The following is a 1,684-nucleotide window of genomic DNA, read 5'->3' on the forward strand; positions in this document are numbered from 1 at the left end:
GGTCAGAGGCTCATAGCCGCCTCCGGTTTTTCGTTCGGTTTGCGTTGGTAAACCTGATCGCTCTGTAACAGGGCCCAGATAATCCGCAGATTTCGATTAGCCAGCCTGATCGCCGCCTCCTTGCGCCCAAGGCGGGATAGCCAGCGCAAGAGGCGGCGATCATCTGGCTGATCGGAATCAGGCCTTAGCTGGCTCAAGACGGCATGCGCGCCCTGGATCATCAGGCTGCGTATGTAGCCGTCACCGCGCTTGCTCATCTTGCCCAATCTGATTTTGTTTCCGCTGCTGTGCTGATCGGGCACGATACCGAAGAAGGCGAAATACATTCGGCCACTGGCGAAGCGGCTGAGGTCGGTCTGTTTCGCCACGATTGCCGTGGCAATGATAGGGCCGACGCCGCGAATGGTGATTAGTCGCTGAGCGACTTTATCCTCTTGGGCAGTCGCTTCGAGCCGGCGGCTCAGCGCCGTTATGCGTTCACCTAGAGACAACCAGTCCATCAGCAACTCATCGAGCAACTCGCGCAACAGGTCGGGTAGAGGCAAGGAAGCATCCTCAAGCGCCCCCCCGGTGTCAGGATAGTTGTCGCCTCGCCAGATTTACCTGAAACCAGACCCCGGGGGCGGAAAGAGAGCCGTTGTGCCGTACTATTCCTCTGAGCGCAAAGCCGAACTGCTCAAGATGCTGGGTCCTCCACTCAACCTGACGATGGCCGAAGTCGCTAGGCGCGAGGGCGTTACTGAAATGTCGCTGTATACCTGGCGCAAACGAGCCAATGCCGAAGGATGTGTGGTGGTGACCGATCCCAAACACCCGACCGAGAGTTGGTCGGCAGAAATGAAATTTGCAGCTGTAGCCGAATGCGCCAGCTTGTCCGAGATCGAGGTGGGTGAATACTGCCGTCGCAAAGGCTTGTATCCCGAGCAGCTTGCTGCTTGGCGGCAAGCGTTCCTGAGTGGGATGGCCCCTCCAAAAGCCCAGCCTAAGGTTGATCGGGAGCAGGCCCGTCAGGATCAGAAACGCATCAAACAGCTTGAGCGCGAACTGCGCCGCAAGGATAAGGCGTTGGCTGAAACAGCCGCGTTATTGGTGCTGCGAAAAAAGCTCAACGACTACTGGGGAGTAGACGACGAGGACAATTGACTGCTCTGCCGGAACGGCAACTGCTGGTGGCTTGGCTGACTGAGGCGATTAATTCCGGAGCTCGGAAATTGACGGCATGTCAGGAAGTTGGCTTGACGCTTAGAACGTTGCAGCGCTGGACTCAAACGGAAGAAGTGGCGGCGGATGCACGCACAACTACAGTTCGCGCAACCCCACCGAACGCGCTGAGCGAGCACGAGCGACAAGCGATTCTCAACCTGTGCAACAGCGCTGAATATGCTCACTTGCCACCTAGCCAGATCGTGCCGAGGCTGGCCGATAAGCAGCTCTATATAGGCTCGGAGTCGACCTTTTACCGGGTGCTTCGGGCTGCTGGACAGCAAGAACGCCGAGGGCGTGCTCAACGCCCTGGGCGTCATGCCGAGCCGACAACGCATGCTGCCTGCGCACCTAACCGGGTGTGGTCGTGGGACATCACATACTTGCCGTCTTCGGTGCGTGGAAAATACTACTACCTGTACCTGATCGAAGACATCTACAGCCGCAAGACTGTGGGCTGGGAGGTACACGAGAACGAAGA

At 57.9% G+C, this 1,684-nt stretch carries 2 pseudogenes; one reads left to right on the forward strand and one right to left on the reverse strand.

From position 1 onward, the window contains the following. Window positions 1-2 precede the first annotated feature (2 nt). Window positions 3-563: pseudogene (locus ACF8O8_RS18585) on the reverse strand (IS110-like element ISPpu11 family transposase); the annotation flags it as partial. Window positions 564-639: 76 nt separating this feature from the next. On the opposite strand from ACF8O8_RS18585, the pseudogene ACF8O8_RS18590 reads away from it, so the two are divergent. Next, window positions 640-1,684, forward strand: a pseudogene (locus ACF8O8_RS18590) (transposase); the annotation flags it as partial.

It is taken from the genome of Pseudomonas sp. TYF_14, assembly GCF_043105275.1.
Classification (GTDB): domain Bacteria; phylum Pseudomonadota; class Gammaproteobacteria; order Pseudomonadales; family Pseudomonadaceae; genus Aquipseudomonas; species Aquipseudomonas alloputida.